We start from the raw sequence: 26,084 nt of genomic DNA, 5'->3' as shown, positions 1-26,084 counted from the left end.
CACATCCTCCCTGCGGCTTCGTGCCGGCGTGCCGCCCCTGCCTCCCGTCTTGCGGCGGCCATTCTCACGATGGTTTGCCGCCGAGGCCGATGCTTGAACCAAATGAAAAATCAGGTTGACCTTGCTTTCGAGGGTAAATTCCGCCAAGGCGAAGTCCGTTCCACGGCCGGTCAATGCTCCGAGAAAGATGCGGACCAGAGCTTTGTCCGCGGCTGAAGAACCGCCGCCGCAGAGGGGAACTCATCAGTGACTCGAGCTTGGATTGCAGGTGCTCGAGACGATCGCGGCCGACCGGTTCGCTGATCAGCCTCGAGAAGCGTCACGTCGCACCGGCTTGCAGCGCAGCGAATGACGCGATGTGCGGCATCCGACTTGTGCATTGCAACCATGGGCCGTTAACGCACTGCTCCTTGCCTTGCCACTTCGCTCAGGACGGTTTGAACCTTAGCCTCTGCCGGGATACGTGGTCCCTTGGCTCAATTGCACGTCCAGGTTCGCGCCTTCGACGCGCCGGAATGACGGCGCTACAAATCGACCACGACATAGTCGCTCTCGACCGACACGGCGAGCGTCTCCGCCACGTACGGCCCCTTCACCACGGCGGCTCCCGGCTCGACATTGACCGGGTAGGCCCGCGCGCGAAAGCGCTTGGGATCGCAATACGACTGCCCGGTGCGGATGTCGAATTCCCAGCCGTGCCAGGGGCAGCGGATGATTTCGCCTAGCCTGGTATACTCGATCTCGCCGGGGTTGGAGGATTGCGCGAGGCCAATCAACGGGCCCTCGCACAAGGCCGCGCCCTGATGCGGGCAGCGATTCAACAGGCCGAAGAACTCGCCCTTGATGTTGAAAATCGCGATCGGCCGGCCGTCGATGTCGAGGAATTTTCGCGTCCCCGGTGGCAATTCGTCCACCGGGGCAATGACGTGCCGAACCATCAAGAAATTCCGTACAGCTTCTTCGCGTTGCCGAGATAGAACGCTTCGCGGTTGGTATCGCTGACGCCGGCCGGCAGGACGCGCGACGGCTCGTCAAAGTCCCAATGCGGGTAGTCGGTCGCGAACAACAGCTTGTCCCAGCCGATCCATTCGATCGTCTGGAACAGGTGATCGCGGCGCTCCGGATCTTCCATCGGCTGCGTCGTCCACCAGATGTGGTCGCGGATATATTCCGACGGCTTTCGCTTGAGATGCGGCACCTCGCCGTGCAGCCTCTCAAAGGTCTTGTCGAGCCGCCAGCTAAGTGACGGCGCCCAGCCGAAGCCGGCCTCGATCATGACCATCTTCAGCTTCGGGAAGGGCTCGAACACGCCTTCGAGTACGAGGCTCGCCAGCGCGCTCTGCTGACACTGAGAATGGCCGACCATCTCCTCGATGTAGAAGCTTGGCCAGCCGGACGGGGTGAGCGGATTGCCGCCGAAGCCGAAGGCGTGGACGCCGACCGGCAACCCGATCTCCTGCGCCGCCTCGTAGATCGGCCAATAGCGGCGCTGGCCGAGCGGTTCGACGTTGCGGCTGAGCAGCAGCACCTGGACGAAATTCTTGTCGCCCGCGCGCTTGCGGATTTCGGCGGCGGCGGCAGGACCGTCCTCATTGGGGACGACGATCGAAGCCTTCAGGCGCTTGTCCTTGCTGGTCCATTTCTCGATCTGCCAGTCGTTGATCGCGGAGCAGAGCGCGCCGGCGAGATCGTGGTTGCGCAAGCCCTGCCCGGTGGCAAGCGGATTGAGCACGCCGAGTGCGACATTGTAGGGATCGAGAAGCTGCTTCTGCATGAAGGACAGCGAGGAGCCCTGCGGCCCGCCTTCCGGCGGCCAGGCATCGCGGCGCGAGGCGTTGGGCTGCGCCTTAGGATAGGGCGGGCCCTCCATCATGCCGTGATAGGCCCCGATGCCATAGGTCTCCAGATGTGAATGCCAGCGCTTCGCCATGAACGGATAAAGTTCGTCCTTGGTGGCGCGCGCTGGGTGAATGTCGCAATCGGCGATCGCGGTCTTGATGCTGACCGATGCCGTAGGCTCTGGGCGGAACTGGACGTTCATGGCGTCGTCTCCTTCACCATCTGCAACCGGCCGTAGGTCGCGAGCGGATTATCGATCATGATCTTGCGGACAAGATCGGACGACAATCCCGGCGGCAGCACGTCGTCGCCGTCAAACTGCCAATGCGGATAGTCGGTCGAGAATAGGAGCAATTCGTCCGACTGCATATGGTCAAACAAACGATGCAGGGTTGCGGGATCCGGCGGCGCATCGACCGGCTGCAACGAGAAGCGGATGTTGCTGCGCACAATCTCCAGCGGCGCGCGATCGACCCACGGGGTTTCCATCCGGATGCCGCGCCAGAACTTGTGCAGCCGCCACAGATAGGCCGGCAACCAGGTGAAGCCTGATTCCAGCATCACCATTTTCAGGTTCGGATGGCGGGCGAACACGCCTTCGACGATCAGGCTGGTGAGCTGGGTCTGGAACGCGGTCGCTTGCGCTACGTAATCCTCGATGTGATAGGAGCCCCAACCGATCGAGGTCGGCGGGTTGTGGTAGGCGCTGCCGGCATGGATGCCGACGGCTAAGCCCAGCCGTTCGGCGGCGGCGTAGATCGGCCAGTAGGTGCGTTTTCCCAGCGGCATGTCGCCCATGACCAGCATCAGCACCTGGACGAAGCGCTTATCCTCAGCGCAGCGTTCGATCTCCGCGACCGACTTCTCGACGCTTTGCGAGGGTATTACGATCGAGCCCCGCAGCCGATCGTCCTTGTCGAGCCATTCCTTGGCCAGCCAGTCGTTCAGCGCGCGGCAGAACGCGTCCTGCATGTCCTCGGAAAACACCATCTGCACGCCGTAGAGCGGATTGCAGATGCCGTAGGCCGTGCCGAACCGGTCGAGCACCTGGTTCTGCATGTCGGCTAGATCCGAACCCGGCTTGCCCTGTGCCGGCCGCCAGTCCGGCCGCGACGAGATCGGCGAATGGGTGGGATAGGATTGCGAGACAAGATCGGTCATGCCGCGCGTCGTCACCTGGTCGCGCCAATAGTCGTTCATGTAAGGCAACAGGCTGGTCAGATGCGGAACGGCGGGATGCAGATCGCAGTCCACGCCACCCGCGATCGGCGACGTCATGGTGTTTCCTCGTATGCGCGCGATGCGGCTGTTTTGACGCATTCAATCAGGGCGGCTCGCGTGCCGCAACTCGGCAAGCGTAACCCTCCTGTGTTAGGAAGGCATGACTGGACCAATGGCGTACGCGCAGGAGTTGAAATGAAAGAGCTTGTTACGATCGCCGAAAAGATCGCGACGCAACTGATCGCGCGGAAACAGACGATTTCGGTCGCGGAATCCTCGACCGGCGGCCTGATCTCGGCGGCGCTCCTGTCGGTGCCCGGCGCATCGGCCTACTTCCTCGGCGGCGCCGTGGTCTATACGCGGGATGCGCGGCGGCTGCTGATGGATATTCCTGACGAGGCGATGAGGGGCATTCGCTCGGCGTCCGAGCCTTATGCAAAACTTCTGGCGAGCCAGATTCGCCAGCGTTTTGCGACGGACTGGGGATTGTCGGAAACCGGCGCAACGGGACCGACCGGCAACCGCTATGGCGACGCCGCCGGCCATTGCTGCATGGCGGTGGCAGGACCGCAAACTGCGGTGTTCACGTTGGAGACCGGGAGCAATGACCGCCAGGGCAATATGGAGGCGTTTGCGAAGACGGCGTTGAATTTGCTGCTGGAGAATTTGTTGAAGTGAAGCGATCGTAGCCCGGATGGAGCGCAGCGAAATCCGGGTCAGTGGCTGCCGCATGTACCATTTCCCGGATTGCGCTTCGCTCCATCCGGGCTACGCAGCGACAACCCTCACCTCTCCCGGAACGACCGCATCAGTTGGTCGCTGAAAGGCTTCATCAGATAGGAGAACATGGTGCGATCGCCGGTTTGCACGAAGGCTTCCACCGGCATGCCCGGGATGATCTTGACCTCGCCGAGGCGCTTGACCTCGTCGGGCGGCAGCGAGACGCGGATGATATAGTAGCTCTGGCCGGTGCGCTGGTCGGTGGTGACGTCGGCGGAGACGCGGGTCACCACGCCGTTCAATTCCGGCGTGGTGCGCTGGTTGAAAGCGGAGAGCCGCAGCAGCGTCTTCTGGCCGATCTGCAGCTTGTCGATGTCCTGCGGATTGACCTTGGCCTCGACCGAGAGGTCGTCGGCCTTCGGCACGATCATCATGATGGCATCGCCCGCGGTGATGACGCCGCCGACGGTGTGGACCGTCGACTGCAGCACGACGCCGTCCTGCGGCGCGCGGATGTCGATGCGGCGCAGTTGATCCTCTGCGGTGACCTTGCGCTCGACGAACTCGCCGATCTTGTCGTTGGTCTCGCGCAGATCCTTGGAAACCTCGCTGACCACGTCCTTGTCGATCTGGATGATCTGCAGCTCGGTTTCGGTGATCTTGCCCCTCGCCTGCGCACGCGCGGCGATGTATTGCGCGCGCTCGCCCGACAACCGGGCGAGATCGCGCTCCAAAATCGTCAGGCGCGAGATCTGGATCAGGCGCTGCTCATAGAGCTGGCGGACTCCAACCAGCTCTTTCTCGACCAACGCGATTTCCTTTTCCTTGGCCTGCTCCTGCGCGGTGAGGCCGGCAATTTCCTCGTGGAGCTGGGCCACGCGCTCGCGCAGTTGCGATTTCTGCCCGGCGCGCCCGAACACGCGAACCTCGAACAGTTTGGTTTCGCTCGCGATGACGTCGCGAACGTCAGGGTCGTCGGCGCGATCGGCCAGTTGCGGCGGGAACTTGATCTTGTCGAGGCCACGCTGCTCGGCCTCTAGCCGCGCTGCCCGCGCCCACAAGCCGTTCAGCGTCTTGACCACGATGGCAAGGCTCGCCTTGACCACGGTTTCGTCGAGCCGCACCACGACGTCGCCCGCCTTGACCACGTCGCCGTCGCGCACCCGGACCTCGCCGACCACGCCACCGGTCGGGTGCTGGACCTTCTTGACGTTGGAATCGACCACCACCGAGCCCGGTGCGATCAGCGCGCCGGAAATCTGCACCGTGGAGGCCCAGCCGCCGAATCCGCCGGCCAGAACCAGCATCAGCGCAAGACCCACGATAAGATGCGAGCGTATCGAGCGACGCGCGCCTTTCAGCTCCGCGGTCATGATTTTTTCGCAGCTCCCGCTTCGGATACGATCTTGATCGGCGTCGGCGACGGGACGCGCTGCAGCACCTGTCCGAGCACGGTTTCCTTCGGGCCGAACGCCTGCATGCGGCCGTCCTTCAAGACCAGCAACTGATCGACCGCCTCGATGCCGATCGGCCGGTGCGCTACCACGACCACGATGGCGCCGCGCTCGCGGGCGGCGCGCACGGCGCGGGTGAGCGCCTCGTCACCCTCGCTGTCGAGATTGGAGTTCGGCTCGTCGAGCACGATCAGGAACGGATTGCCGTAGAGCGCGCGTGCCAGCGCCACGCGCTGCGCCTGACCGGCGGAGAGAGCAGCGCCCTGCTCGCCGATCTGGGTATCGTAGCCTTCGCGCATCTTGATGATCATCTCATGCACGCCGGCCTCCTTGGCGGCGGCGATGATCGCATCAGACTTCGCGTCGGGATCGAAGCGGCAGATGTTCTGCGCCACGGTGCCGGCGAACAGTTCGACGTCCTGCGGCAGATAGCCGATGTGGCGGCCAAGCACGTCCGACGACCATTGGTCGAGTGCCGCGCCGTCGAGCCGCACCTTGCCGCGGGCCGGCGTCCAGACGCCGACCAGCGCGCGCACCAGCGACGACTTGCCGGAGCCGCTCGGACCGATAACGCCGACGCCGGACCCGGCTTCGACGGCGAAGTTGACGTCCTGCACGATGACGCGCTGGTCGCCTGGCGGGACGATGCTGACCGCCTCGACCGACAGCCGCTTCGACGGCGCCTGCAACAGCGTCTGTTCATTCGCCGCCGGCATTTGCTGCAGGAGTTTTGACAGGCGATGCCAGCTCTGCCGCGCGGCGACAAAACCTTTCCAGTGGGCGATGGCGAGATCGACCGGCGCCAGCGCCCGTGCGCTCAGGATCGAGCCCGCAATAATGATGCCGGCGGTGGCTTCCTGGTGGATCACGAGATAGGCGCCGACCGCGAGCACCGCCGATTGCAGCATCATGCGCAGGACCTTGGCCACCGCGCCAAGGCCGCCGGCGATGTCGCTGGCGCGCTGATTGCCGGCGAGATAAGTCTCGTTGGTCTCGCCCCAGCGCTTCATCAGACGTCCGGACATGCCCATCGCGACCAGCACTTCGGCGTTGCGCCGGCTGGTCGCGGCGAGATCGTTGCGCCGCGCTGCCAGCGACATTGCCTCCTTGGCCGGCGCGCGCGACAGGAACTCGGTGATCAGCGTCAGCGCCACCAGAATGATGGCACCGCCGAGGGCGGTGACGCCGAGCAGCCAGTGAAAGGCGAAACAGATCAAGAGGTAGAACGGCAGCCACGGCAGATCGAAGAACGCGCCCGGCCCCATGCTGCCCAGGAACGACCTGACATTGTCGAGATCGCGCAACGGCTGCAGGCCTTCATTGCGGCTGCCGACCATCAGCGGCAGACGGACCACGGTTTCGAACACGCGCGCATTGATGGCTTCGTCGAGCGCGGTTCCAATACGGCCGAGAATGCGGCCGCGGATCAGATCGAGGCCGCCTTGCGCGATGTAGAGTCCGCCAGCGAGAATCACGAGACCAACCAGGGTCGGCACGCTGCGGCTCGGCAGCACGCGGTCGTAGACCTCGAGCATGAAAATCGAGCCAGTGAGGTACAGCAAATTGATCATGCAACTCATGACGCCGACGCCGATAAAGGCGTTGCGGCAGGCGCGCAACGCCTCACCGAGTTCGGAACGCCGGACGCCGGGAGCGGCTACCATAAATGCGTGTCTCTTCAAATGGATCGGGTGACGTGCAGGTTTTACCGATGTTTTCGGGCATCGTCTATTTAAGTCACGTTAACCCCGTTCCAGTTCACCCCAATGAAGCGGCTGGAGGCGGCATTCGCGCGATTGGGCAGCTAGTTTGACGCCGGCGCGAGCCCTTCGGCGGGTTCAGCCTTCGGCTGGCGCGGAAACGGCACCAGAATCATCGAATCCAGACCCGGCCGATCTCGCCGTTGAGCCGATGTCGCTGTTGATATGACCAAGACGACGCCGCTTCGGCGCCCAGCCCGCCCGTCGGCCGCCGGCGGGCTTGCGCGCGGATGCGGACCCAGTCGCCGGTAGGCTGGCGGAACTACTGAGCCGTCAGATTGGGATCCGCCACCACGTCCTGGAACGGACGGGCAATGCCGTGGGTCCAATCCGCCGGGCCGCACCGCTGAAATTCGAACCGCTTGCTCGCGGTGAAGGGTCTGCCGGTCTGCGCGCCCGCCGCGCTAGAACCGTCCGCCGGTCCGCAACAGCCGCACGATCAGCAGCAAAATGACGGCGCCGATGGTGGAGTAGACAATCTCGGACACCAGTCCGGTGCCGATACGGATGCCGAGCTTGGGAAACAGCAGGCTCGCGAGCAGCGCGCCGGCGATGCCTACGAGAATATCGCCGATGATACCAAAGCCGGTGCCGCGCACGATCTTGCCGGCGAGCCAGCCGGCCACCAGGCCGACAAACAGAATGACGAGAATGCCTTCGTTGGAAATCTGCATTTGAAGTCCCCCAGGTTCGCGGCGCAGGCCGGATGTCAGCCTATCCCATGATTGTCCGATGTGACGAGCCGCAATCCGCGCACCAATCAACGACGCCCGCGAAGTGAAACTTTTTTACGTCACACGCGTTATGTCGGCATGAAGCACGGCGACATTTGGTATGTGACTTTTAGTCCGGACAGGACGGACGAGCCGGCGGAGGGCATGGCGCGCTCTACCCGCACGTTTAAATCGGAAATCGACGCTAAACTTTTTGCGATGCAAATCCTGGCCAAGGGCTGGTCCGCCAGCGCGGGCACGCTCAATCCCCATCAGCCAAAACAGGTCGTTGGACCGGCGCAAATCGAGCAATGGGCTGATCCAGGGCTGGGTGGGTGAATTATTCTCGTGTCCCCGACGCGGTGCAGCGCGAAGCGGTGCGCCGCAGAGCCGGGACCTAGCCGCAGCGACCGGACCCCGGATCAGCAGCGCACCACGCCGCAAGTGCGGCGCGCTGCGCTGCATCCGGGGAACGCCAAGGGCAGCCTCGCCTCATCACATCAAGTAGCTGCAGAAACTTCGATCGGCTGCGCCAGCACGCAGCGCGCCATTCGATCCGCAGACACCTGCACATTCGGCGGCAGACGCTCGACGCAGCGCGGCTGCGCAACCGTGCAGCGTGGCGCGAACGAACAACTGACGGGCGCCTTGTCGAGCGAGGGCGGTGTGCCCGGGATGGTCTCCAGCCGCTGGCCGCGCTTGGCGCCGTGGACGGTCGCGGCCAATAGCCCTTTGGCATAGGGATGCACCGGAGTGCGGACGATGTCGCGCAAGCGGCCCTGCTCCACGATCTGGCCGGCATACATGACGGCAACGCGGTCGCAGATTTCGATGGCGACGCCGATATCGTGGGTCACGAAAATCACGGACATGCCGAACTCGCGCTGCAGTTCGCGCAGCAGCAGCAGGATCTGAATCTGCACGGTGGCGTCCAGCGCCGTGGTCGGCTCGTCCGCCAGCAGTATTTTCGGCTTGCAGGCCAGCGCCAGTGCGATCATGGCGCGCTGCCGCATGCCGCCGCTCATTTCGTGCGGATAGGCTTCGAGGCGGCGCCTGGCGGAGGGAATTCGCACCACCTCCAGCATTTCCAGCGCGCGCGCGAGTCCCTCCTTTTCGCTCTTGCCTTCGTGGCGCACCACGGTTTCTGCGATCTGGCGGCCGATCGTGTAGACCGGATCGAGCGCCAGCGCCGGCTCCTGAAAGATCATCGAGACGGTCTGGCCGCGAAACGCCGACAGCTCCTCGTCGTTCATTGCGAGCACGTCGCGTCCCAACACCTTCACGGTGCCCGAAATCTGCGTCCGCTTCTTCGGCAATAACCGCATCAGCGCGCGCAGGGTCACGCTTTTTCCCGAGCCGGATTCGCCGAGCAGGCCGAGTACCTCGCCTTCGCCGAGCGAGAGCGAGATGTCGTTGACGGCATGAACCGTACGTTCGCCGGTGAAGCGGATGTTAAGGTCGCGGATATCGACGAGGTTGCTCATGCCAGTTTGGGTACCTGCTGGTGGTAGTCGGTGACGCGCTGGAACGCCGCGCCGATTCGCACCAGCCCGGCCTCATCGAAGGGGCGGCCGATCAACTGCATGCCGACCGGTAGACCGGTCTTGGTGAAGCCTGACGGAATCGAAAGCGACGGCAGGCCAAGATAGTTGATCGGGCGGGTGAAGCGCGTGATGCGTTGGATGACGGCTTCCGCATCGAGGCTGTTGCCGACATCGCTCTCGGCAATGGTCGCCGCCGGCATCGGCGCGACCGGCGCGATCACGGCATCGGTGCCTTCCACCGCAGCGAGGTAGGCGGCCAGCGCCGGACCGCGCCAGCGCATGGCTTCGAGATAGGTCACGGCCGGAATGGCGAGCCCGTTCTGCAGCCGCATCAAGACCTGACCGCCGTAATCCTGCGGCCGCTCGATCATCCAGCGCTTGTGGAAGGCAGCCGCCTCGGTGGCGAGCACGATCTGGCAGGCGGCCGTGAGCTGGCGCTGGTCCGGCAGCTCGACCTTGACGATCTCGGCCCCCTCTTTTCTGAGGGTAGCGATGGTCTCGTCCAGCACCCGCGCCACTTCGGAATCGAGATCGTCGACATAGAACGCTGTGGGCACGCCGATCTTCAGACCCTTCATCGACCCTGTGGTCGCGGCCATATAGTTCGGCACCGGCCGCGTGGACGTGGTCGGGTCCTCGGGGTCGGCGCCCGCCATCAGCCCGACGAGCAGCGCGCAGTCCTCGACCGTTTGCGCGAGCGGGCCGACGGTGTCGAGCGATTGCGACAGCGGCATTGCTCCGGCGCGGCTGATCAGGCCGACCGTGGTCTTGAAGCCGGTGACGCCGCAGAAATGCGCGGGCATCCGGATCGAGCCGCCGGTATCCGAACCGAGCGCGGCAAAGGTCAGCCGCGCGGCGACAGCCGAACCAGAGCCGGACGACGAGCCGCCAGTGATGTGATCGACGTTCCAGGGGTTGCGCACCGCGCCGTAATGCACGTTATGGCCGGTCGGGCCATAAGCGAACTCGACCATCTGCAGCGAGCCGAGCCTGACGGAGCCGGCGTCCTTCAGCCGCTGCAACGCGGTCGAGGTCGTCGTCGCCACGAAATCGCGGCGGATTTTCGACCCGCAGGTCACGACCTTGCCGGCCTCGTAATACATGTCCTTGTGCGCCATCGGCACGCCGTGCAGCGGGCCGAGATTTTGGCCCCTGGCGAGCGCCGCATCGGCGGCGTCAGCGGCGGCGAGTGCATCCTCCGCCTCGATCGCCATGAAGGCGTTGACGCGCGGCTGCCATTGCGCGATCCGGTCGAGGCAGGATTGCGTCACCTCGCGCGAGGAGAGTTTCTTGCCGGCGATCGCCTTCGCGACCGCGACCGCTGACATCAAGGCGGGTTCGCTGCTCACTTCGCCACCTTCGCGGTTTGCACCAGCAGAAAAGTCGCGGGCTCGAGATCGAGCGGCAGAGTACCGGCTACCGGTGCGAAACCGTCGAAGGCCGGGCCGATGGAATTGGCGATGCGAGCGGAAACTTCCGCATCTTGCGGCACGCCGGCGACATCGGTCATTACCTTGACCTGTTTGGGATCGGGTCTTGTCATGCAGCGGTTACTCCCATGTCATTTTTCTTGGCGTTTTCTTTGGCCGGTGCGCGGCTGTGTCCGGAGCCGGGTATGGCCATGTAGCACGCCGCCTGATGGCCCATTGTATCGACATCGCTGAGTTTTGGCGTCGCATTTGCGCAGAGCGGCTCCGCAAACGGGCAACGGGTGTGAAACCGGCAGCCGGACGGCGGGTCGATCGGATTGGGCGGGTCGCCGGAGATCGGCGGCGTCTCGGTTCGGTTATCGGGGTCGGACGACGGCATGGCAGCCAAGAGCGCCCGCGTGTAGGGATGTGCCGGCGCATCCCAGACCTTGTCGACCGGGCCGAGTTCGACCACCTCGCCGAGATACATCACCAGCACGCGGTCCGAGATGTAGCGAACCACGTTGAGATCGTGGCTGATGAACAGATAAGTCAGGCCGAATTCGCGCTTCAGATCGACCAGCAGGTTGAGCACCTGGGCTTCGACCGATTTGTCCAGCGCCGAGACCGCTTCATCCAGGATCACCAGCCGCGGCGACAACGCCAGAGCACGCGCGATGTTGACGCGCTGGCGCTGGCCGCCGGAAATCTCGTGCGGGTAGCGGTTGGCGAAGGTTTCGGGCCTTAAGCCCACTTTGCCAAGCAGTTCGCGCGCCAGTGTTCGGGCGGCAGCGTCGGCCATGCCATGGACCTTGGGGCCGAAGGCGATCGATTCCTCGATGGTGAGGCGCGGATTGAGCGAGGCATAGCTGTCCTGAAACACCATCTGCATGCCGCGGCGCAACTCGCGCAAGGACAGTGCGCGGCCGACCTGCAGGCCGTCATAGACGATATCGCCGGCATCGCGCTTCATCAGATGCATCAACAATCGCGCAGTGGTCGACTTGCCACAACCGGATTCGCCGACGATGCCGACGGTTTCGCCCTTGGCGATGGAGAAAGAAACATCATCGACCGCGCGCACCGTCTTGCGGGGGCTGAACAGATCGCCCCGCACCGGAAAGTGTTTGGTGAGACCAACGACCTGCAGCAGCGGCTGCGCCGCGCCGCCAATGTCCTCGACCGGCTCCAGATGATCGACTGACGGGCTTGTCTCATTCATCACGTCAGTTCCTGATGTCCATGGCGCTGCGCATGCCGTCGCTCAAAAGGTTGAAGCAGATCGACACCGCAAAGATCATGACGCCCGGCAGCGCCGCCACCCAGGGATTGACATAAATCGCGGTGCGCAGCGTGTTCAGCATCAAGCCCCATTCCGGCTCCGGCGGTTTTGTACCGAGGCCGAGGAATGACAGGCCGGCGGCGAGGATCATCGAGACCGAGATCAATCCGGTGGCGTAGACGAAGATCGGGCCGAGCACATTGCCGAGCATATGCACGCGCATGATGGTAAAAGGTCCGGCGCCGGAGGCGCGCGCGGCTTCCACAAAATCCATGTTGCGCACCCCGGTGGTCACGCTTTCAGCGACGCGGGTGATCTGCGGCACGAACACGATGGTCAGCGAAACGATGGAGTTGACGATGCCCGCCCCCAGCGCGCCGGAGATCGCGATCGCCAAGAGCACCGACGGGAAAGCGTAGAAGACGTCGATCGTACGCATGATCGCGGTATTGAGCCGGCCGCCGACATAGCCGGCGATGAGGCCGAGCGAGGTGCCGATCACGAAGGCGAAGATCACGGGCAGAATGCCGATGATCAGCGACAGCCGGCCGCCATAGATCAGTCGCGCCAGCATGTCGCGGCCGAGTTCATCAGTGCCGAGCGGATAATTCGGCGTGCCGATGTGGCGAAGCCGGCGGATCATCGAGCCCTGATAGGGATCGGCGAGGCCGAGCCATGGCGCCAGCAGCGCGGAGGCGAAGATCAGCACCAGCACGAAGGCGCAGATCATGCTGACCTTGTCGCGCGCGATGCGGCGGCCGACGGTGGCCCAATAGCCGCGCGCCTTGGTGGCGGGCGCGGCTTGCAGGGCGGTATCCGACATCACGGTCATGATCAGCCCCGCTTGATGCGCGGGTCGATCGCCGCCTGCGCGATATCGACCAGCAGATTGAGCGTGACGAAGAACAGCGCCAGCACCAGAATCGTGCCCTGCAACAGCGGCAGGTCGCGCTGGAAGATCGCGGAATTAAGCAGCAAGCCCGAGCCGGGCCACGAGAACACGGTCTCGATCAGGATCGAGCCGCCGAGCATGTAACCCAATTGCAGGCCCATCACCGCAAGCGCGGTGGGCGCGGCGTTCTTGATGACGTGGCGGAACACGTCCCATTCGCGCAGGCCTTTTGCGCGCAGCGCTTCAACAAAGTCCTGCGAAAGGATGTCGCCGGTCAGCGCGCGCACGGTGCGGGTGATGATGCCCATCGGGATCACGGACGTCGTGATCGCCGGCAGGATCAGGTATTTCATGTGCTCCCAGTCCCAGCCCCACGAACCGGAGCCGCCGGGGCCGGCACCGACGGCGGGCAGCCAGTTCAGCTGCACCGAGAAGATGATGACCATCACCATACCGAGCCAGTAATGCGGCACGGAGACGCCGGCGATCGCGATGGAGGTCGCGACCTTGTCGATCCAGGTGTCGCGGAAATAGCCGGCGATCAGGCCGAACATCAGCCCGAGCGTGAAGCCGATCAGCGCGGCGGCAATCGCAAGCGTGACCGTGTTGCCGACCGCCCGCAACACTTCAGTCAGCACCGGGCGACCGGTCGCGATCGAACTGCCGAGATCGCCATGGATGGCGCGCCACAGCCAAAGGCCAAACTGGACCGGGAGCGGCCGGTCGAAGCCGTAAGCCGTTCGCATTTGCGCCGCAAGTTCCTGCGAGGCATCCGCCGGAAGCACGGCGACCAGGGGATCGCCGGGCGTGATGTGCACGAGCAGAAAGCACACCAGCGCGACGCTGATCACGATCGGAATGACGTAGACGATACGCCGGGCAATGTAAGCGAACACGAGCAACTCTCTTCTTCCCTTCTCCCCCTGTGGGAGAAGGTGGCGCGGACCTTGGTCCACGCCGGATGAGGGGTTCTATCCGCGGATGCAGACGTTGCAAACGAGAGAGGTAGGTCCGCGGAGAGAACCCCTCACCCGTCTCGAATGCGCTTCGCTCATTCGATCCACCCTCTCCCACAAGGGGAGAGGGGCAGCAAACATCACGCGCTCCGCCCTTACGGCGCCATCGACACCGGCGAGAAGTCGACGAACCAGCTCTTCGGCTGCACGAAGCCTTTCACCTTCGGGCTCATGGCCCGGGGGGAGACGTCGTGGGCGACGTAGAGGAACGCCGCATCGTCCACCGAAGCCGCGTGCAGTTCGGCCAGCGCCGCGTCACGCGCCGCCGGATCGAAGGTCTGGCGCGCTTTCGTGACCAGCTCGTCGAACTTGGGGTTGTTGATGTAGCCCCAATTGTTCGAGACGGGAGGCGCCATCGACGACTGCAGGAAGCGCACCAGCGCGAAGAACGGATCCATCGCCGCGTAGGTCACGTTGGTGGCGTTGGCGCCGTTAGCGCTCGGGTCCTTGGCGCCGCGGCGCCAATTGGTGAACAGCGTGTTCCACTCGATGACGTCGAGCTGGACGTCGAAGTAGCATTCCGCCAGCGCCTGCTGCAGATACTCGTTCATCGGCAGAGGCTGCATCTGGCCCGATCCCGACGCCGAAGTCTGCGTCTTCACCGTCAGCTTCTTGTTCGGGCCGTATCCGGCCTCCTGCATCAGCTTCTGAGCGGCCTTCAGGTCATATTTGATCTCGAAGGTCGGCTTTCCGCGCCAGGGGTGGCCGGGCTCGAACGTGCCGGTCGCCGGCACCATCAGGCCCGCGAGCAGCCCCTCCTTGAGCCCTTCGCGGTCGACGCAGAGATTGGCGGCCTTGCGGACCCGGATGTCGTTCCAGGGCGAGCCTTCAATGCGCGAAAACTGCCATGGCCAGACGTGCGGCGATTCATTGGCCTGGAGCTGGAAGCCGCGCGCCTTGATCTCCTTGACCGCATCGGGCGCCGGCGCCTCGACCCAGTCGACCTGGCCGGACAGCAATGCCGCGGTGCGGGCATTGGCTTCCGGCATCGGCAGCAGCACCATCCGGTCGATCTTGGGCACGCGGCCCTTGTCCCAATAGCCTTCGTTCTTGATGAGTTCGAGCCGCTCGCGCGGCGTGAACTTCGACATCTTCCAGGGGCCGGTGCCCGAGGCGTCCCTGGCGAACGCGGCCCAGGCGGCCTGCGATTTCGCCTTGGCGTCGGCGCCTTCAGCCTTGTCATAGAACGCCTGCCACTTGGCAGGGCTCGCCATGAACAGGTTGGTCAGGTTGATCGGGAGAAAGCTGTCCGGCTCCTTGGTTGTCAATTCCACCGTCATGTCGTCGATCTTGCGCGCGGATGCCAGCGTCGGCATGCGCGAGGCGGTGACGCCGACCTGGCTGGCGTCGAACTGCGGCGCATCCTGCTTCAGCACCTTTTCGACGTTCCAGACCACCGCGTCGGCGTTGAACGGCGAGCCGTCATGGAATTTGACGTCGGGACGCAGCTTGAAAGTCCACTTCTTCTTGTCGGCTTCGTCCACCTTCCATTCGGTCGCAAGGCCCGGAATCATGACGCTTGCCTTGTCGCGGGACGAGAGGTCCCACATCGTCAGGCCGTCATACATGGTTAACCCGGTAAATCGGTTGCCTTCAAAACCCTGATCGGGCTGGCCGAGCGTGCGCGGAATATCGGCAGCCGTCATGCCGATCCGCAGCACCGTTTCGGCGCTTGCGAGTTGCGGCAACCCGACCACCAGCGCCGTCGCCAGCAGCCACGCGGTGGCCGTCTTCTTCGATTTGTCGTTACGCATTTGCAGCAATCCCCTTCTCCACGCTCCGGTGACTAATTCTTATGCAGCCGTATGCAACGCCTGTGCCAAACGGCGCGCTTCCCTCCGGGCTATGCGTTTGACCGCACAACTCCTTGTGAAGCGCGCATGCAAGTCACGTCCGATGCCTAAGCTGGCACCAAGCTTGCATTTTTAGCTCCAAACCTCGCCGATGGAGCCTAATTCATGCGCACACGAAATTCGATGCTTCTTCCTGCCGCAACTCTAGCCGTAGGTTTGGCTCTTGGCATCTCCATGATTTCGGCGCAGGCCGAAACCATTGTGCGCTACGGCATTTCGATGGCGGACATCCCGCTGACGACAGGCCAGCCCGACCGCGGCGCCGGTGCCTATCAGTTTTCTGCCTATACGATCTACGATCCGCTGGTGGCCTGGGAGATGGATGTGGCCGACCGGCCGGGCAAGCTGGTGCCGGGGCTTGCGACCGAATGGAAGGTCGATGACAGCGACAAGAAGAAATGGCGCTTCACTCTGCGTAAGGGCGTCAAATTTCATGACGGCAGCGAGTTCAATGCCGACGCGGTGATCTGGAATCTGGATAAGGTGCTCAACGACAAGGCACCGCAGTTCGACAAGCGCCAGAGCGCGCAGGTCAAGACCCGCCTGCCCTCGGTCGCGAGCTACGTCAAGATCGACGATGCGACCATCGAGATCACGACCAAGGCCGTCGATTCCTTCTTTCCGTACCAGATGCTGTGGTTTCTGGTCTCCAGCCCGGCGCAATATGAAAAGCTCGGCAAGGACTGGGACAAGTTCGCCAGCCAGCCCTCCGGCACCGGGCCGTTCAAGCTGACGAAGCTCGTCCCGCGCGAACTCGCCGAGCTGACCAGGAATGCCGATTATTGGGACAAGAAGCGGCTTCCGAAGGCCGACAAGATCGTGCTGCTTCCGATGCCGGAAGCGCTGACGCGCACCAACGCGCTGTTGGCCGGCCAGGTCGATCTGATCGAAACGCCGGCGCCGGATGCGGTGCCGCAGCTCAAATCCGCGGGCATGAAGATCGTCGACAACGTCACGCCGCATGTCTGGAATTATCATCTGAGCGTGCTGCCCGGCTCGCCCTGGACCGACGTCAGGCTGCGCAAGGCCCTGAACCTCGCGATCGACCGCGAGGCCGTGGTCGGCCTGATGAACGGTCTGGCCAAGCCCGCCAAGGGCCAGGTCGATCCGTCGAGCCCGTGGTTCGGCAAACCGTCCTTCGAGCTCAAATATGATGTCGCCGCGGCGAAGAAGCTGGTGCAGGAGGCCGGCTATTCGAAGGAAAAGCCGCTGAAGACGACCTTCATCATCGCGCAGGGCGGCACCGGGCAGATGCTGTCGCTGCCGATGAACGAATTCCTGCAGCAGAGCTTCAAGGAAATCGGCATCGAGATCGACTTCAAGGTGGTCGAGCTCGAGACGCTATACACGGCCTGGCGCAAGGGCGCGGCCGACGAGATGAACGCCGTCATCACGTCGAACAACATAGCCTATGTCACCTCGGACCCGCTTTACGCGATCGTGCGCTTCTTCCACTCCGGCCAGATCGCGCCGGTCGGCGTCAACTGGGGCGGCTACAAAAATCCGAAGGTCGACGCGCTGATCGACAAGGCCAAGCAGACGTTTGATGTCGCTAAGCAGGACGAGCTGCTGGCACAGGCACACGCGCAAATCGTCGATGACGCCACGCTGGTCTGGGTGGTGCACGACACCAACCCGCACGCGCTGTCGCCGAAGGTGAAGAAGTTCGTGCAGGCGCAGCACTGGTTTCAAGACCTGACGCAGATCGGGCTGGAGTGAGGGCCCACTGTAATTGCCGGGCTTGACCCGGCAATCCATCTCGTTCGCAAGATTCTTCTGAAGGGTGATGGATGCGCGGGTCAAGCCCGCGCATGACGAGTCGGTAGGATGGGTAGAGCGCAGCGAAGCCCATCATGCTTACGCCGAGCAATTGATGGGTATCGCTTCGCTCCACCCATCCTACTCGCTGCGGCGTTACTTCGTCAGCAGCGCGAAGGCGCCGTTCCAGTCTTCCGGCGGCGGGTTTTCGAGATAGCCGCGGATCCGGGCTTCGTAGAGATCATAGAGCCGCTCCAGGACGTTTGCCTCGTCGGCCTTGCGGCCGCGCTCGATGGCCGCGAGCGCGCCATCCCAGTCGCGGTTGCGGTAGCAGGCCAGCATCTCGATCGTGAGATTGCGCAGGCGCTGGAAGCGGCCGGACTGCGCGAGATCTTCGCGCCCGGCGACGGCGTAGATCACCTCCGGCTCCGTCTTGCCCTTCACCATGATGAAGTCGAGCTCGAGGATTGCGAACTTCTCCTTCGCGGCCATCGCGGTCTTCGATCCGACGATGATCGGAAAACCGTACTCCTTGGACTGGCCTTCCAGGCGTGAAGCGAGATTGACACTGTCGCCGAGCACCGAATAGTTGAACTTGAGATCGGACCCCATGTTGCCGACCACGCCGATGCCTGTATTGATGCCGATGCCGACGTTGAGCGGGATGTAGACGTGGCCGCCATCGGCGGCTTCCTGCTCGCGCTGCTTGTTGACCTCGTCAATCTTCTCCAGCATATCGATCGCAGCCTCGCAGGCGTTGATCTCATGCTGCTTGTCGTCGAGCGGCGCGTTCCAGAACGCCATGATGGCGTCGCCCATATACTTGTCGATATAACCCTTGCGGGCGAGGATCGCGTTGGTCAGCGGCGTCAGGAAGCGATTCATCAGTGCTGTCAGGCCTTGCGGATCGTTCTTGTAAGTCTCCGAGATTGTGGTGAAGCCGCGAACATCCGAGAACATGATGGTCATCTCGCGCTCCTCGCCGCCGAGCACGAGCTTTTCCGGCGATTGGGCCAGCTGCTCGACCAGCACGGGCGACATATACTGCGCAAACGCGCCGCGAATCTGCTTACGCTGCTGCTGTTCCCGAACAAAACTCGAAAAGATCAGCGTGAGATAGATCGCTGTGGTCGACATCAGGGGATAGGTGAAATCGATCAGCAGCCGGTGCTGCGTGTAGAAATACACCGACGTTCCGAGCAACGCGGCCGCAAACGCCGCTCCCAGCGCGACCAGCGTGACCGGCCCGAACAGCGGCGCGAACGCGATAACCAGAAGCCCGAACAGCAGCGCGGTCGCGAATTCGACGGCGATGCCATAGTTCGGCTGCGAGATCACCGCGCCGGTCAGCGCGCTTTCGAGCACCTGGGCGTGGATCTCGACGCCCGGCATGGCGCGGGACACCGGCGTGGTCTTGATGTCGTTGAGGCCGACCGCCGAAGTGCCGATCAGCACCAGCTTGCCCGCGATCATGTCGGGCGCGACGTTTTTCTCCAGCACGTTGACCGCCGGAACATAGATCGAGGCATCGTTGCGGGCGTAGTGGACCCAGAGCTGGCCATTATGGTCGGTCGGGATCTGGACGCCCTTGATGCCAAGGCTCTTGATGCCGGCCTTTTCGGCCTTGATCAGGATGGTGCCGGACCCGCTGGCCACCCGAAGCATCTCGAACGTCAGCGACGGCATGGTCTGGCCCTGCGCCAGCATGATCATCGGCACCCGCCGCACGATGCCGTCGCGTTCGGGCCTAATGGTGAACAGGCCGCGCCCGGCGGCAGCATGCTCCAGCACCGGAACGTTGCGCAGAAGGCCGGGAAAATCGAACATGAAGCGCTGCGGCTCCTCGCCCAGCATCGCGAGCCCGGTGACCGGTAGCGTCTTGTCCAGCGTTGCGATTTCCTCCGGCAAGCCGGATTCGCCGAGCACGACGCGCGACTTCCGGATGGCGTCGGCGAAGATCTGGTCGTTGCTCGGCAGGGCGCGCAGCCTGGTACGGGTTTCCTCGTCGAGATTGCGGAAGGTGTCCGCGGCCAAGGCAGGGTTGAGACGGTCGGGCTCCGGGAACACCGCGTCGAACGCGATCACGACCGCGCCGAGCTGGGTCAGTTCGGTGATGAGGTCAGCAAGCCGGGTGCGCGGCCACGGCCACTGCCCGAGCTTTTCGAGGCTCTTGTCGTCGATATCGACAATGGTGACCGGCCGTGCCGTCTTCTTGCGCGGATCGATGCGCTGGAAGGCATCAAAGGTTCTGACGCGGATTTCCTCAACGGGGGCAGGATCGGCGACGCGAAGCGCGGCGAACCCGATCAGCAGCACCAGGCAAAGCAGTCGGGCGTAGCCGATGCGCCGCGCAAACCATCGCCGTAGTACCCGCAGTTGTTTCATACTGTCTGGATATCACGCATCGGAACGTCAGGCATGCCTCCAGTCTCACGGGGGCCATCCCGGGCCTACGAGCAGGATCAGATATATCCGCCGGGGTGAAGGATGAAGTCGCTCATCTGCAGGTTCGCCTTGGCAACGCTCGACAGCCGAATGCTGTTGTCTGCATCGAACTGAATGAGGGTATCGGAGCCCACCTGCTCGACGGCGCTGCTGTTGAGCCACCCATCGAAGGAGTCGGAATCGTCTGGCGTGAACGGCAGGTAGGCGAGGAGGTCGATTTTGTCCTGGCCCGGCTTGAAATCGGCGACCGTGTCCTTGCCCATCTCTTCCGCGAAGACGAACTGGTCGGCGCCGGCGCCGCCCACCAAAGTGTCGGCCTGCTCGGTCGAGAAGATCACGTCCTTGCCGGAGGTCGCCAGCGTCGAGGTGTCCAGACCGTCCGTTCCAGCCACATTGAAAATGAAGTTTACAGTGTCGGTGGCGGAGCCATCCGAAACCGTAACCGTCACAATGTCGGCTTCTTGGGTTCCCTGGCCGTCATGATAGTTAACGACGCTCAGCGCATCGTTGACCTGCGCCAGCGTGCCGGAGACCTCCGACAGCTCGACACTACCGGCAACACTTGCGGGCACGACGCTGACCGACAATGTGTCTCCCGCGTCGGGATCGGCAACGTACAGGCCGAAAAGGGTGGTCGTTCCCTCGCGGTGGTCGGTGATGCTGAGCTGGTCGGTCTGGATGACCGGCGCGTTGTTGCTGGGCGGCGGTTCGGTGACCGTCAACTTGGTGGTGAAGAACGCGTTGTCGGTTGCGCCATGGGCGGTGCCGCCGCCATCCTTGAGTGTGAACGTTACGGTGCGCTCGCCGGCTACCGCGTCCGGCGTGGTGTTCGAGAACTCGATCGCCTGTGCGAGCGCCGCGACGGCCGCATCGTCGGCCTTGCCGTTCAGCGCCACCAGCAGGCTATTGGTGTCATAGTCCGAGAGCGTTCCGACAATCTTGGCGCTGCCTGGACCGGCGACCCCGTCCGCGTCGTACAGGATGTCAGTGCCGCTGAGCGAGATGACGTCGCCGTTGGCAATGGCAAGCGTGTCACCCTGGTTTCCGCCAGCCGTCACTGTCGCGGTGAACGATCCGCCGGCGTAGCTGCTGCTATCGACGTCGCTGGCCGAGACACTGCCGGCCAGAGCGACCGCCGCGTCGCCCGCCTGATAGGTCGACGCGAGACTGGCGCCGGTGAACACCGGCGCATCATTGGTGCCGGCGATCGTGACGACGAAGGTCTGCGCGGCTACCCCGCCATCGCCATCGTCGATCGAAACGGTGTAGGTCAGCGTCAGTTGCTCGCCGGCCGCGAGATAGTCGAAAGCGGACGATGCGGCCGAGAAGCTGAGATCGACCGAGCCGGACGATGAACCAGTGCCCTTGGTCACCGCGCCCGGCGTGACCAGCGCGACCAGCGCCGCCTGATCGAGCCCAAGGCCCGCGGTGGTACCGGACGCCGCCGCGCCAGTGACGGCTGCGGTGTGGCCGACATCGGACAGGTCGAGGTCGGTGAATGTAACAGGGATCGTCGTCGTCAGTGCCGCGGCATTGGTTCGCTCGGTGAGGCCCTGCTGCGCGATACTGGCGATTTCAGGCGCGTCGTTGCTGCCGTCGATGGTGACGACGACATCCTGCCAGGTGACGCCGCCATGATGGTCGTCGACCTCCACCGTGTAGGTCAGCGTGACCATCTCGCCATCGGCGAGGTAGTCGAAATAACTATCCGGCGCCGAGAACGACCAGCTCTTCGAGCCCTGCACGCCATCGGTGGAATCGGTCAATGGCCCCAGAGACAGCCAGCTTAGCTGGACCGTTCCGTTGGCGAGGCCGGTCATCACGCCGGAGGCGCTGACGCCGGTGATCTTGACCTCGTGGGTGTCGGTCAGATCGGCATCGGTGAACGTGATCGCGCCGCTGGCAGTATCCGGCGTCGCTGAATTGTGGGCATCGGCACGTTCGGCAATGGTCGCGGTCTGCGGGTCGCTGGTGATATCAGCCGTATCGTTGCTGCCGGTGACGGTGACGGTAAGCGGCTTGGTCACCACACCGCCATGGCCATCATCGACCGTGGCCGTATAGGTCAGCGTCAGGATTTCGCCGTCGGCGAGGAAATCGAACGCCCCGTCGGCTGCGCTGTAACTCCAGCTTGCCGAACCGTTGTTGGTATTGCCGTTCGCCTGCACCACCGTCAGCGGCACGTCGACAGCCGCGATCGCGGCGAGCTGGGCTGCGGTGACCGATGAGGTGATGTCGGTGAGGGCGGCGTTCTTGTAGGTGAAAGACGTGAAGGCCGCGCTCGCCACCGGGCGGTCGGTGAGGTCGACGTCGGTGAAGCTGATCGTGCCCGACACCGTATGGATCGCCGAGGATCCGGTCGGATTCGGCTGGCTGGGGTTCACCAGCTCGGGGAACGCAGCGTTCGTCACCTCGACGGTCGGAACGTCGTTGGTGCCGATGACGACGACGTCGGCGCCCTGGATCGAAACCGTGATCGGCGTGGAGATGACGCCGCCGTGGCCGTCATCGACTTGCGCGACATAGTTGAGGGTCAACGTCTCGCCCTTGGCGATAAAGTCGAACTTGCTGTCCTCGATGCTGTAGGTCCAGGTCGCCGTGCCGTTGTTGGTGTTTCCGGCTCCCTGCACCACGCTGAGCGGCACCTCGACGGCCAGGATCGCCGCCAACTGTTCCGGCGTCAGTGTCGCGGTGATGTCGTTGCCCTGCGCATCGTAATAGCGGAACGGATCGGTCGTGGAGATTGCCGCGCTGACGATGGGACGGTCGGTCAGGTCGACATCGCCGAAGGTAACGGTACCGGACACGGTATTGATCACCGTATTGCCGGTGCCGATCCGCTCCGTGATCTCGCCCCCGGTCGCGGAGATCGTCGGCTTGTCGTTGGTGCCGGTGACGACGATCGTAAACGGCACAAATGTTGTCTCGTTGCTCGGCGCATAATTGTTGTCGACCCGCGCCATGTAGGTCAGCTTCAGCGTCTCGCCGGCGGCGAGGAAGTCGAACGCGCCGTCGGCGATGTTGTAGGTCCAGGTCGCCGTACCGATGTTCTTGCCGTTGGGATCCTGCACTACGGACAGCGGCACTTCGACCGCTTTGATCGCAGCCAGTTGCTGCGCCGTCAGCGTGGCAGTGACGTCGGCGCCCTGCGCGTTCTGATAGACAAAGGAAGAAAACTGCGTACTGACGCTCGGAGTGTCGCCGGGGTTGATGTCGATGTAGTTGACTACACCGGAGACGCTGTCGAGCGCGGAGCTCGCGGTCACATCGATCCGTTCGGTAACCGCGCCGCCGTGCGCCGCGGCCTCCGGCGGCCCCGGAATATGCACGAGCCTGGGGGGCGGCCCCGGATCCGCGGAGGGAGTAGCCCCACTCGGGATGTTGAGCAGCTGAAGCGTCACGGGAATGAACTCCCCGCCGGCCAGCTTGACGAAAAACGTTTCCGGAACGATCGAATCGGTAAAATTGGTGGTGAGCTTGGTGTTCGGGTTGTTCAGGTCGGTGAACTTCAGCGAGAACACGTCGCTGATGATCTTCTGCGCGTCGGGCGATAGCTGCACCGACGATTGGAAGCTGACCGTGCCCTGGCCATTGATGATCGTCTGCGTGCCGGCCCGGCTGACGGTCGCGATCGGCGTCAGCGTGGTCTTGTCGAACAAGATGTAGGAGCCGGTGGTGCCGTCGGGCTCGACCAGCACCTGGAATTTCGCCGGCGGCGCGATACCCGAGCCGGGCACCTCGAAGTCGATCTCGACCAGCACCGCGGTGCCGCGGATGCCCATGGTCGCGACCGGGGTGTCGACCTTCATGTCGCCTTTCTTGGCGGTGGCACCGGCGACGAACGAGATCGTGCCCTGCACCAGGCTGAGCAGCGACTTGTTATCCGACCCGTTGGGGTCGTAGACCATCTCGTTCAGCACCATCCTGGCGTTCGATGCGAGACCGAACACGGTGCCGTCGATGAAGGTGATGCCGAGCGTCGAATCGGAGCCGGACTGGACGACGTCGCCTTTATGGACGGTTTCGCCCTGGTTCAGGATGATCGAGACACCATTGCGGATCGCGGTCGCATTCCCGGTCAGCTTGGTGACATGGCCGATGATCGCGGGGGCGACGCTGGCGCTGCCGTCGGCCTGCGCAAACTGGGTGTGCCCGGCGAGCGCGTTGACGATGTCACCGGTGAGGTGGGCGCCGTCGGGCGAGGCCAGCGCGGCGCGCTTCTCCCCTTTGAAGTAATCGCGCAGCGCGACCTCGCGGTCGCCGCTGCTGAGGATCAGGTCGACTCCCGATCGCTTGAAGTCGCCGCTGAAGAGCAGATGGGCATCAGGAATAATTATGGCGTCGGACGGCGCCTGTGTCGAAACCTTGTCGACATGGAACTTGCCGGGAGACGCAAGATGGCCGTGCGGTGACAGCAGAGGCCCGAGGCCAATGTCCGTGCCGGAAAAAGGGTCGAGGTCGCCCGATCCGAATTTGCCGGCATAGTTCAATGGAACACCAATCTAAATGGTTAAGAAGTATGAAATTTCCTGCGGGGTTTTCATACCACGCAGGTAGGGAACACAAAAGCTCGCACGCCGCGAATACCCTCAACATGGGTAAGTCTGCAACAGGACCGAAAAGGTCCGGAGAAACTGTCGGGCGAAACTGTGGCGAGGAAAAGGCCGGGAACCTACTCGAACTGATCGAAAAACGGGCACCGGCTTCTCAAGGCATAAAGATAAGCAGTCACAATACTTTATCTCTGTCGCAGCGCAGCGAATGCCGCTTCCTGCGGGAAGGCGACAGTGGCCGGAGACTGATCAACTCGCGAATCTATTCGAAGCCGTCATCCCCTCCAAGGCGTCCGGGACAGGTTGCAATCGCGCACGAGCGGTCCCGCGGGTAAGGTTAATTCGGTAATCTGTGACCCTTTCGCAACCGTAAATTTTTGCGCCATGTCCCGCGCCCTGTCTCGGATAACCGAGCGGCTTGATGAGCGCCGATCTGGGCGGATCGATAAAATCATCTGCAAACCGGCAAGGCCGCGTTCACGCTGCTTCGCAAACTTCCGATAGGCCCCCCTCGTTTTAAACGGATCAAAAGCGCCGTTGCCCATCCTGCCCGTTCTGAAATGATCCGGGCACGAGCAGGCAGAGCAGGCCCGCCGATGCCCGGACAAGGGGTGTCAGATGGGGTTGTCAGTCTATGCACGCGCATGGCGTGCGGGCATTGTCGCGTGCGGCCTGGCTTGGTTCGGGCCAGCCGACCTGCGCGCGGAGACGCCGGAGCCATCCGCGCGGGTAGAACCGATCCAGCGATCGGCCGAGCCGTTCGGACTTGTCGCATCTCCCCTCTCCAGCGGCGGACTGCACGACAAATGGACCAGTGTGCAACGCCGGCTCGACGACGAAATGGTGCAGCTTGCACTCTGCGACGGCGACCGTGACGGCTGCGTGTCTCCGGCCGCGCTGAAATTCCTCGATATCATCGATACCGCGAAACTCCGCGACGGCCGTGCCCGCCTCGGCGAAATCAATCGCGCGATCAATCTCTCCATCAAGGCGACGAACGACCTCGCCCAGCACGGTCAGATCGACGTCTGGAGTTCCCCGCTCGCCACGCTCGAACGGGGCGGCGGCGATTGCGAGGACTACGCGATTGCGAAGTTTGTGGCGTTGCGTCGCGCCGGCATCGGACCCGACGACCTCAGGATCGTAGTCATGCACGATACCATGCAGGGCGAAGCCCACGCCGTCGCTGCCGCGCGGCTGGATGGGCGTTGGTTGATGCTCGACAATCGCCGCATGGCCATGGTCAGCGATTCCGACGCCAGAAACTACCGGCCGACATTCGCAATCGGTGAGCACGGCGTGATGCGATACGCTGATTCTCCCGTACTCGCCGCAGCCATCAACAACCCAGTGGCTCCGTTCGTCGTAAGCTATCTGGCTGCCTCCGCGGACTGACTACTCGAGGCTTGCCGACTGACGGCGCGCAAATGTTGCGCGGAGACAGTCGACAACGATCTGCTTTCCTTGCCTGATCTTCCTTCTCTCTTGGAATGGTGCGGTGCAGCCGTGATGCCCGGCGCATCCGAAAGCACGACGAGACAAGCTCCTTGCTCTCTTCGAGGAGAGCTCGCGCATCATCTTCGACTTTCGTGTTGACGCTTTTTCCCGTTTCAGGGATGGTTGCT

At 63.4% G+C, this 26,084-nt stretch carries 19 protein-coding genes; 4 read left to right on the top strand and 15 right to left on the bottom strand.

The features are described from left to right. Positions 1 to 524: 524 nt before the first annotated feature. The 3 genes from RX328_RS03885 to RX328_RS03875 are packed head-to-tail and all read right to left on the bottom strand — an operon-like array spanning position 525 to position 3,117. Positions 525 to 938, bottom strand: coding sequence for a Rieske (2Fe-2S) protein (locus RX328_RS03885; protein ID WP_213248709.1), 414 nt, complete (start codon positions 936 to 938; stop codon positions 525 to 527). Further along, complete coding sequence (locus RX328_RS03880) at positions 938 to 2,041, bottom strand: amidohydrolase family protein (RefSeq protein WP_213248710.1); 1,104 nt, start codon at positions 2,039 to 2,041, stop codon at positions 938 to 940. The genes RX328_RS03885 and RX328_RS03880 overlap by 1 nt, the downstream gene beginning before the upstream one ends. Further along, complete coding sequence (locus tag RX328_RS03875; protein ID WP_213248711.1) at positions 2,038 to 3,117, bottom strand: amidohydrolase family protein; 1,080 nt, start codon at positions 3,115 to 3,117, stop codon at positions 2,038 to 2,040. The genes RX328_RS03880 and RX328_RS03875 overlap by 4 nt, the downstream gene beginning before the upstream one ends. A gap of 138 nt (positions 3,118 to 3,255) precedes the next feature. On the opposite strand from RX328_RS03875, the gene RX328_RS03870 reads away from it, so the two are divergent. After that, positions 3,256 to 3,738, top strand: coding sequence for a CinA family protein (locus RX328_RS03870; protein WP_213248712.1), 483 nt, complete (start codon positions 3,256 to 3,258; stop codon positions 3,736 to 3,738). Between the two features lie 107 nt (positions 3,739 to 3,845). Here RX328_RS03870 and RX328_RS03865 read toward each other — a convergent pair whose 3' ends face one another. The 3 genes from RX328_RS03865 to RX328_RS03855 all read right to left on the bottom strand — a co-directional run bounded on the left by RX328_RS03865 (position 3,846) and on the right by RX328_RS03855 (position 7,668). Beyond that, complete coding sequence (locus RX328_RS03865; RefSeq protein WP_213248714.1) at positions 3,846 to 5,153, bottom strand: HlyD family type I secretion periplasmic adaptor subunit; 1,308 nt, start codon at positions 5,151 to 5,153, stop codon at positions 3,846 to 3,848. Beyond that, positions 5,150 to 6,898, bottom strand: a complete 1,749-nt coding sequence (locus RX328_RS03860) for a type I secretion system permease/ATPase (RefSeq protein WP_213248716.1) — start codon at positions 6,896 to 6,898, stop codon at positions 5,150 to 5,152. Before RX328_RS03860 ends, RX328_RS03865 begins: the two co-directional genes overlap by 4 nt. Before the next feature lie 500 nt (positions 6,899 to 7,398). After that, positions 7,399 to 7,668, bottom strand: coding sequence for a GlsB/YeaQ/YmgE family stress response membrane protein (locus tag RX328_RS03855; RefSeq protein WP_213248718.1), 270 nt, complete (start codon positions 7,666 to 7,668; stop codon positions 7,399 to 7,401). Positions 7,669 to 7,728: 60 nt separating this feature from the next. Between RX328_RS03855 and RX328_RS03850 the strand changes: the two genes are divergently transcribed. Continuing rightward, positions 7,729 to 8,046: a hypothetical protein gene (locus tag RX328_RS03850; RefSeq protein WP_213248720.1), complete on the top strand. Its 318-nt coding sequence runs from the start codon at positions 7,729 to 7,731 to the stop codon at positions 8,044 to 8,046. Between the two features lie 161 nt (positions 8,047 to 8,207). Here RX328_RS03850 and RX328_RS03845 read toward each other — a convergent pair whose 3' ends face one another. The 7 genes from RX328_RS03845 to RX328_RS03815 form a co-directional block, all read right to left on the bottom strand. Beyond that, a complete protein-coding gene (locus RX328_RS03845) occupies positions 8,208 to 9,191 on the bottom strand; it encodes an ABC transporter ATP-binding protein (protein ID WP_213248722.1) in 984 nt (327 codons plus the stop codon). Next, positions 9,188 to 10,600 (bottom strand): amidase, encoded by a 1,413-nt coding sequence (locus tag RX328_RS03840; protein WP_213248724.1) that lies wholly within the window; start codon positions 10,598 to 10,600, stop codon positions 9,188 to 9,190. Before RX328_RS03840 ends, RX328_RS03845 begins: the two co-directional genes overlap by 4 nt. Next, positions 10,597 to 10,794 (bottom strand): hypothetical protein, encoded by a 198-nt coding sequence (locus RX328_RS03835; protein WP_213248727.1) that lies wholly within the window; start codon positions 10,792 to 10,794, stop codon positions 10,597 to 10,599. The genes RX328_RS03840 and RX328_RS03835 overlap by 4 nt, the downstream gene beginning before the upstream one ends. Next, complete coding sequence (locus RX328_RS03830; protein WP_213248729.1) at positions 10,791 to 11,882, bottom strand: ABC transporter ATP-binding protein; 1,092 nt, start codon at positions 11,880 to 11,882, stop codon at positions 10,791 to 10,793. The genes RX328_RS03835 and RX328_RS03830 overlap by 4 nt, the downstream gene beginning before the upstream one ends. A 4-nt stretch (positions 11,883 to 11,886) precedes the next feature. Beyond that, positions 11,887 to 12,765: an ABC transporter permease gene (locus RX328_RS03825; protein ID WP_409410748.1), complete on the bottom strand. Its 879-nt coding sequence runs from the start codon at positions 12,763 to 12,765 to the stop codon at positions 11,887 to 11,889. An 11-nt stretch (positions 12,766 to 12,776) separates the two neighbouring features. Then, complete coding sequence (locus RX328_RS03820) at positions 12,777 to 13,730, bottom strand: ABC transporter permease (protein ID WP_213248733.1); 954 nt, start codon at positions 13,728 to 13,730, stop codon at positions 12,777 to 12,779. Between the two features lie 215 nt (positions 13,731 to 13,945). Then, positions 13,946 to 15,604, bottom strand: coding sequence for an ABC transporter substrate-binding protein (locus tag RX328_RS03815; RefSeq protein ID WP_213248735.1), 1,659 nt, complete (start codon positions 15,602 to 15,604; stop codon positions 13,946 to 13,948). 204 nt (positions 15,605 to 15,808) lie between these two features. On the opposite strand from RX328_RS03815, the gene RX328_RS03810 reads away from it, so the two are divergent. Next, the gene (locus tag RX328_RS03810) at positions 15,809 to 17,422 is read left to right on the top strand and encodes an ABC transporter substrate-binding protein (protein ID WP_249726163.1); all 1,614 of its coding nucleotides are present in this window, start codon (positions 15,809 to 15,811) and stop codon (positions 17,420 to 17,422) included. Between the two features lie 195 nt (positions 17,423 to 17,617). On the opposite strand, the gene RX328_RS03805 is transcribed toward RX328_RS03810, so the two are convergent. Both RX328_RS03805 and RX328_RS03800 read right to left on the bottom strand, forming a co-directional pair. After that, positions 17,618 to 19,846, bottom strand: a complete 2,229-nt coding sequence (locus RX328_RS03805) for a CHASE2 domain-containing protein (RefSeq protein WP_213248737.1) — start codon at positions 19,844 to 19,846, stop codon at positions 17,618 to 17,620. 77 nt (positions 19,847 to 19,923) lie between these two features. Continuing rightward, a complete protein-coding gene (locus RX328_RS03800; protein WP_213248739.1) occupies positions 19,924 to 24,396 on the bottom strand; it encodes a VCBS domain-containing protein in 4,473 nt (1,490 codons plus the stop codon). A 681-nt stretch (positions 24,397 to 25,077) separates the two neighbouring features. Between RX328_RS03800 and RX328_RS03795 the strand changes: the two genes are divergently transcribed. Continuing rightward, on the top strand, positions 25,078 to 25,854 hold the full coding sequence (locus RX328_RS03795; protein WP_213248741.1) for a transglutaminase-like cysteine peptidase: 777 nt from the start codon (positions 25,078 to 25,080) through the stop codon (positions 25,852 to 25,854). The last annotated feature ends 230 nt before the right edge of the window (positions 25,855 to 26,084 follow it).

Origin of the sequence: Bradyrhizobium sp. sBnM-33 (assembly GCF_032917945.1) — a bacterium.
Classification (GTDB): Bacteria; Pseudomonadota; Alphaproteobacteria; order Rhizobiales; family Xanthobacteraceae; genus Bradyrhizobium.
The sequence above is the reverse complement of the archived record's forward strand: the minus strand, read 5'-3'. Positions and strand labels throughout refer to the sequence as shown.